This is a genomic window from Acidimicrobiia bacterium, assembly GCA_040881685.1.
Taxonomy (GTDB): domain Bacteria; phylum Actinomycetota; class Acidimicrobiia; order IMCC26256; family PALSA-555; genus SHVJ01.
The window spans coordinates 93,697-100,188 of the sequence record JBBECS010000028.1 but is presented as its reverse complement, the minus strand read 5'-3'; the positions used below and the strand labels follow the sequence as shown (position 1 = coordinate 100,188).

Annotated in this window: 8 protein-coding genes; 4 read left to right on the top strand and 4 right to left on the bottom strand. The window is 71.2% G+C overall.

What is annotated here, in order from left to right:
• Both WEE69_07095 and WEE69_07090 read right to left on the bottom strand, forming a co-directional pair.
• A partial coding sequence (locus tag WEE69_07095) for a DivIVA domain-containing protein (GenBank protein ID MEX1145055.1) occupies positions 1–449 on the bottom strand: 449 nt, incomplete at its 3' end.
• Positions 450–462: 13 nt separating this feature from the next.
• Positions 463–1,548: a S16 family serine protease gene (locus WEE69_07090; GenBank protein MEX1145054.1), complete on the bottom strand. Its 1,086-nt coding sequence runs from the start codon at positions 1,546–1,548 to the stop codon at positions 463–465.
• A 132-nt stretch (positions 1,549–1,680) separates the two neighbouring features.
• On the opposite strand from WEE69_07090, the gene WEE69_07085 reads away from it, so the two are divergent.
• Entirely contained in the window at positions 1,681–1,911 is a 231-nt protein-coding gene (locus WEE69_07085) for a hypothetical protein (protein ID MEX1145053.1), read from the top strand.
• Between the two features lie 4 nt (positions 1,912–1,915).
• Positions 1,916–2,572, top strand: a complete 657-nt coding sequence (locus tag WEE69_07080; protein MEX1145052.1) for a HEAT repeat domain-containing protein — start codon at positions 1,916–1,918, stop codon at positions 2,570–2,572.
• A 111-nt stretch (positions 2,573–2,683) separates the two neighbouring features.
• On the opposite strand, the gene WEE69_07075 is transcribed toward WEE69_07080, so the two are convergent.
• Positions 2,684–3,703 (bottom strand): rod shape-determining protein, encoded by a 1,020-nt coding sequence (locus tag WEE69_07075; protein MEX1145051.1) that lies wholly within the window; start codon positions 3,701–3,703, stop codon positions 2,684–2,686.
• A complete protein-coding gene (locus tag WEE69_07070; GenBank protein ID MEX1145050.1) occupies positions 3,700–4,179 on the bottom strand; it encodes a molybdenum cofactor biosynthesis protein MoaE in 480 nt (159 codons plus the stop codon). Before WEE69_07070 ends, WEE69_07075 begins: the two co-directional genes overlap by 4 nt.
• A gap of 97 nt (positions 4,180–4,276) precedes the next feature.
• Between WEE69_07070 and WEE69_07065 the strand changes: the two genes are divergently transcribed.
• Both WEE69_07065 and WEE69_07060 read left to right on the top strand, forming a co-directional pair.
• Positions 4,277–5,401, top strand: coding sequence for a trypsin-like peptidase domain-containing protein (locus WEE69_07065; protein ID MEX1145049.1), 1,125 nt, complete (start codon positions 4,277–4,279; stop codon positions 5,399–5,401).
• A gap of 36 nt (positions 5,402–5,437) precedes the next feature.
• Entirely contained in the window at positions 5,438–6,490 is a 1,053-nt protein-coding gene (locus tag WEE69_07060; protein MEX1145048.1) for an Lrp/AsnC family transcriptional regulator, read from the top strand.
• Positions 6,491–6,492 lie beyond the last annotated feature (2 nt).

Sequence of the window (6,492 nt, the reverse complement as noted above, 5' to 3'; positions counted from 1 at the left end):
CGCCGCGCCCGGATGCGATCGTCGGCGCTCGGCTCCGCAGCCGGTTGCGGGTCGGCGGCCGGGCCCGCAGCCGTCGGGGCCTCGGCCGGTTCTGGGGTCTTCGGGCTCGCGGCGCGCGCCTTGCTGCGAGCCGCCGGCGTCGGCGCGGCGGGCTCGGGCGCATCCCCGCTCTCTCGCAGCTGTGCGAACAACGCCTCCGTCCGGGGATCGAGGGTGTCCGTCGAGGGTGTCGCACCCGAAGGGCCGCGGGCCTCGAGCTCGCGGACGCGCTCGGCGAGCCGCTGCTCGCGCTCGCGCCCTGCCGCGATCAGGTCGGCTACTTGTCCGAGGAAATCCCGCACGTCGCCCTCGTCGAGGCCGTCGGGCGCCCGCGCGAACTCGTGGTACGCGATCTCGCCCGGTGACAGACGCGGAGCGTCGGATGAGCCCGCGGGCTCGACCTCGTCCATATATCCCGTGATGCTAGGGGTCGTTCGCCGCCGGAGGTCGGGCCGGGATCGGATCTCCGCCCGCACGCTCCAACGCTCGGAGCGCGTCGTCGATGGTCTCGACCACGATGACCCGCATGCCGTCGGCGTGCGCGCGCGCCAGCTCGGCCTCGCAGCTGCGCGGCTGGGGCTCCGCACACGCAGGGACCAACATCACCGTCGCGCCACTTCGGCGCGCCGCGATCGTCTTCTGCTCGACGCCACCGACGGGCACGACGTGACCATCAGCCAGGATCGAACCGGTTACCGCCACGCGGCGACCGCCGGTCAGGTCGCCGGGCGTGAGCTCGTCGATGATCGCGAGTGTGAACGCAAGCCCGGCCGACGGTCCACTCACTCGGCGGGTGTCGATCGCGATCTCGACGGGAAAGCGCTCTTCGACGATGCCTTCGGCCACGATGCCGACGCACGCCTTCCCGCCAGGTTCCGAGTCCGGCGGGCCGCACGGGTGCGCTGGGATGCCAGTCTGCCGGCCGGCGCGCACGGTCACCTCGACCGGGTCACCGTCTCGTACCAGGCTCATGTGCACCTGGTCACCGGGCTGATGAGCCTCGACGAGCGGTCGGACGTCCTTCGACGCCGTGACTGGCTGACCATCAACGGCAGTGAGCTCGTCGGCGAGCTCGACCTTCCCGAACGACGGTCCGTCGCACGCCACGGCCCTCAACACGATGCGCGTGCCTTCCTCCACCACGTCGTACCCGAGGCGGTGCAGCGCCACGGTCTTGGCGCTGTCTTGCGACTCGAGCATGAGCAGGTCCTGGAGCCGCGCGTTCTCGGCGTACGACGCGCAGCCGATGACCTCCTCCCGCTTCGTCACGTCCACACCGCTGTCGATCTTGGCGAACAACCACCGCCAGACGGTCGGGTCACGGTTCGACACCCGCACGGTGAGGAACAGGAGCTCACCCGAGTGCTCGTAGGTGCGCGCACCCGACACCTCGACGACGTGGTCGTCCAGGGGCGTCGCATCGCCGGGTGAGATGATCACGTACGGGACCCGAACGAAGTTGGCGCCAATGGCTACGACCCCGAGCAGGACGAACCCGACGACACCCACCACATTCCAGGCGCGGTGTCGACGCGAGCGGGGCGGCGGAGAGCCAAGGGGCGGGTCGGAGATCGCCGTCGGCTGGGTCATCGCGCGGTGAGGGCCCCGATCCGGTCGTGGCGTCTGCTACAAGTGGCAGCGATGGACCGCCGCCGCCAGCCTGCCATGCACGTGGGGGGTGGCGCAGCGCGCCCTCGGGCCGAGGGCTTCGACGACCACGACGACCCGGAGCTCGGGAAACACACCGTGCTCACCCGGGGATGGGCGGCGACCCGGCTCGTGATCATGATCATCGGATGCGGCCTCGGCGCCGGGATCACGCTGGGCATCACGCTCTGGATCGCGCTCACGGCACTCGAGAGCTCGGTCTAGTCCCATCTCCGCCGAAGACCCGGCGATCACCCAGGCCGCGGCGCTGGCCGCGCTGGGGCAGCGCCGCCGGCTCCCCCGCACCGCGGCGGACGAGCTCGCGACCGCCGCCGCCACCGACCCCGACGGTCGTGTCCGCGCTGCCGCACTCGGCGCGCTCGTACGCGCCGGAGCCGCCGGGCGCGCACGGGACGTCTGGCATCAGGCCGTCGACGACCCCGACCCCGCAGTGCGCCGACGAGCAGCGAACCTCGCGCCCACGCTCGCCGGGCGCGGAGCGCCCGACGCCCTGGTCGACCCGCTGACTGCGCTCCTCGCCGATCCCGACGTGACCGTCGTGGAAGCCGCCGCATTCGCGCTGGGTGAGCTCGACGCCGCGGTGGTGCATGCAGACGCAGTCTCGACGCTCGCGACCACGGTGATCGAGCACTGCGATCCCATCGCGCGCGAGGCCGCGGTCGCCGCGCTGGGCGCGCTGGGGCAACCGGCCGGCTTGCCCGCAGTGCTCGCCGCATGCAACGACAAGCCCGCGGTTCGCCGTCGCGCCGTGCTCGCGCTCGCGCCGTTCAGCGGTCCCGAGGTCGACGCCGCGCTCGCCGCCGCGATGAACGACAAGGATTGGCAGGTCCGCCAGGCCGCGGAAGACCTGCTCGACGAGAGCTGACCCGCCCGCGGGCGCCTGGTGAACGCACAGAGCGGTCTGGCAACGCGGCACCGCAGCGACCAGAGGGAGCGGAGGTGCTCGCCAGCGAGCGAACACCCGCGAGCGAGCGAATTATCTAGGTCCGGAACCTCGGGGGCGGTCCATGAACATGTCGCGGAGGCGGTCGAAGCTCTCGAGGCAGCGGCCGGCGCCGAGGACCACCGTTTCGAGCGGCATGTCGGACATGCGCACGGGGACGCCGGTCTCGTGCTCGATCCGCCGGTCGAAGCCGCGGAGCATGCCGCCCCCACCGACGAGGTGGATGCCCATCTCGAGCAGGTCCTGCGCGAGCTCGGGGGGCGTCTCGGCCAGCGCCTGCTTCACCGACCCCAGGACCCGCTGGATCGGCTCGTCGAGGCCCTCGCGGATCTCCTCGGGCTCGAGCACGATCGTCCGGGGCAGCCCACTCATGAGGTCGCGGCCACGCACCTCGGCCTTGAACTCGTCGGCGGTCGGGAACGCCGATCCGATCGCGAGCTTGATCTCCTCTGCCGTGCGCTCACCAACTGCGATGCCATGGTCGCGGCGCAGGTAGGCGGAGATGGCGGCGTCGAAGTCGAAGCCTCCGACCCGCACTGCTTGGAGCGAGACGATGCCGCCCATCGAGATGACGGCCATCTCGCTCGTACCGCCACCGATGTCCACCACCATGTTGCCGAGCGGCTCGTGGATCGGCAGTGAGGCGCCGATGGCCGCGGCCATGGGCTGCTCGATGAGATAGGTCTGGGCGGCACCGGCGCGGCGCGTCGCCTCGAGCACGGCTCGCTGCTCGACGTGGGTGATGGCCGACGGCACGCACACCAGCACCCGGGCGCGCTGCAGGCGCGTGATCCCGGCGCGGGCGAAGATCAGTCGGATCAGCCGTTGCGTGATCTCGAAGTCGGTGATCGCGCCGCCGCGCAGCGGCCGGACCGCGACGATGTGGCCGGGCGTGCGGCCGATCATGTGCCACGCCTCGTGCCCCATCGCCAGCACCTCTTGGGTGCGGCTGTTGAGCGCGATGACGGTGGGCTCGTTGAGCACGATCCCCTGACCGCGCGCGTAGACGAGCGTGTTCGCAGTACCGAGGTCGATGGCGAGGTCGCGGCTCACCGGTTGGCCGATTCAGCCCCAACGGGACGCACGTCGTGCGCGCACTCGGCCCAGCCCGAGCCCTCGGCCCAGTGCTCGCGCTTCCAGATCGGCACCGTCTCCTTCAGCGTGTCGATCGCGAAGCGAGCGGCCTCGAACGCCTCAGCCCGGTGCGGCGCCGACACCACCACCACGACGGACGGGTCCGACAATTCGAGATCGCCCGTGCGATGCAGCAGCGCGAGCCGCTCGACTACCGGCCAGCGCCGGCGAGTGTCTGCGACGACCTCGGTGAGCCGGCGGAGCGCCTCCGACTCGTACGCCTCGTATGTGAGCCCGGTGACTCCAGGGCGCCCGTCCGAGTGGTCCCGCACGACCCCGCAGAAGGTGACGACCGCGCCGCTCCCTGGGGAGGCCGCCCACGTGGTGGCCGTGGCCACGGGCAGCGGCTCCTCGGTGAGCGCGACCCAGTCAGCCGAGGAGGGAGGTGCGAGCACGCCTAGATGGTACCGAAGCGGGCCTCGCACAATCCCGGGCGTGGGCCGGAAGGGCAGCGCGGCGGGACCGAGAAGGCCGCTCATTACTGTTTCCTGGGTGCCGGACGACGGCGACGACGACGAAGTTCCGGGGGAACCGCCGCACCCGTTGGACCGGGTGTGGTTCCACCCGAGCGAGCTCAGCGGCTTCACGGCCGCGGTTCCCACGCGCCTCGGAGGGCGGGAATGGGGTCTCGCCGGGGTAGCGGCGCTGCTCGGGGCGATCGTGACGGTGGTCGTGCTCGGCGCCGGCGGCGCGCTCGACGGCAACGCCGGAACGGACCCATCCTCACGACTCTCAGCGGTCGCAGGCGGCTCCAGCAGCGTGTTGGAGCTCGTCGAGAACGCCGCGCCGAGCATCGTCTCGGTGCGCGCGGTCACGGCGTTCGGCGCGGTGACGGGTTCGGGCGTCGCAGTCGGTCGCACGCAGGTCCTCACGAGCGCGCATCTCGTCGGCGGGTTGTCAACGGTGACGGTGTCGACCGCCGATGACGCGCTGGAGGCCACGGTGAAGGGCGTCGACCTGGAGACCGACCTCGCGTTGCTCATCGTCGACACGCGCCAGGGTCGCAACCTCCCTCCCGCGGTGCTCGGGTCGACCGACGACCTGGCCGTCGGGCAGGGCGTCGTGGCGATCGGGATGACCGGCGGCGACCACCGCTGGGCTCGACCCGGCGTCGTGAGCGCGCAGAGCCGGCTCGTGACCACGTCGAGCGGGGTGGTGATGGCCGGGCTCCTGGAGACCGACCTCGAGCCCGGTGCGATGGTGGGCGGTGGCGCGCTGCTGGACACCGACGGCGCGGTCATCGGGATCCTGTCTCGTGCCGCCCTGGGGCACGCGCTGCCCATCGAGGTCGCCAGCGACGTCGCCGACCAGCTCGCGACCGGAGGCCGCGCCCGGCACGGTTGGCTGGGAATCGACGCGGTCGATGCAGGTGATCGGGCACGGGGCGGCGCGCGGGTGACCGCGATCGAGGCAGGCGGGCCGGCCGCGGCAGCCGGGATCGAGGTCGGTGACGTGATCGTCGTGGTCGGCACCGACCGCGTGTCGGACACGGCCGACCTCGCGGCGGCCGTGTCCCGGCGGCGGCCGAGCGACCCGGTGGGCGTGACCCTGTGGCGAGGGGACAAGCGCATCCACCGAGACGTGGACCTCGGTGAGCGCATGCCGGTCGCCGGCTGAATGCCACCGGGCGACGCCCGGTACCCTGGTCCGGCCATGGCCGACACGACGCTCACCGACCTCGATCGCGAGCTGCTGAACGCGGTCCAATGGGACTTCCCCCTCGAGGCCACGCCCTACGCCGTGCTCGCCGAGCGGCTCGGCGTCACCGAGCCCGAGGCCCGCGAGCGAGTCGCCCACGTCAAAAGTGCCGGCGTGCTGCGCCAGCTGTCGGCGATCTTCGACACCCGAGCACTTGGCTACGGCTCCTCGCTCGTCGCAGCCAAGATCGATCCCGATCGGGTGGACGAGGCCGCCGCGGTGATGAGCGCGCATCCCGGTGTGAGCCACAACTACAAGCGGAACCACGCGTTCAACCTCTGGTACACGATCGCCGTACCGCCGGGGGACTCGCTCGAGCAGCACGTCGACGTGTTGCACCGCGAGTCGGGAGCACTCGTCACTCGCCGGCTGCCGACGCTGAAGCTCTACAAGATCGGCGTGAAGCTCGACATGACCGGTAAGACCGGGGCTGATGCGCGGGCTGAGGTGCTCGAGCACGAACGACCCGAACGTCGCGAGGAGATGCCGGCACCCGATCTCACCGATCTCGAGATCAACACGATCCGGGTCGTGCAGGAAGACCTCCCGCTCGTGCAGCGACCGTTCGCGGCGCAGGCCGAGGTCATCGGATGCTCAGAAGACGACGTGCTCTCCATGCTCGCGTCGTTCAAGGAGCGCAAGCTCATGCGACGCTTCGCGGCGGTCATGAACCACCGCAGCGCTGGTTACAAGGCGAACGCGATGGGCGTGTGGGCGGTGCCCGACGCCGAGCTCGATGACATCGGGCCCAAGATGGCCGGATTCGCCCGAGTGAGCCACTGCTACAAGCGACCGACCTACGAGGATTGGCCCTACTCGGTGTTCACGATGGTGCACGGGATGAACGCCCGCGAGTGCGAAGAGACCATCGCCGCCATCCGCGCCGAGACCGGCGTCGAGCAGTACGAGCTGCTGTGGTCAGTCAAGGAGTACAAGAAGACGCGCGTGCGCTACTACAACGACGAATGGGACGACTGGCGCGCCGCGAACCTCGCTGCCGCGGTCTGAGG

What these genes read in the sequence shown, in the direction of transcription:
- WEE69_07060 (MEX1145048.1), top strand. Translation starts at nt 5,438, where the DNA reads ATGGCCGACACGACGCTCACCGACCTCGATCGCGAGCTGCTGAACGCG.
- WEE69_07085 (MEX1145053.1), top strand. Translation starts at nt 1,681, where the DNA reads ATGGACCGCCGCCGCCAGCCTGCCATGCACGTGGGGGGTGGCGCAGCG.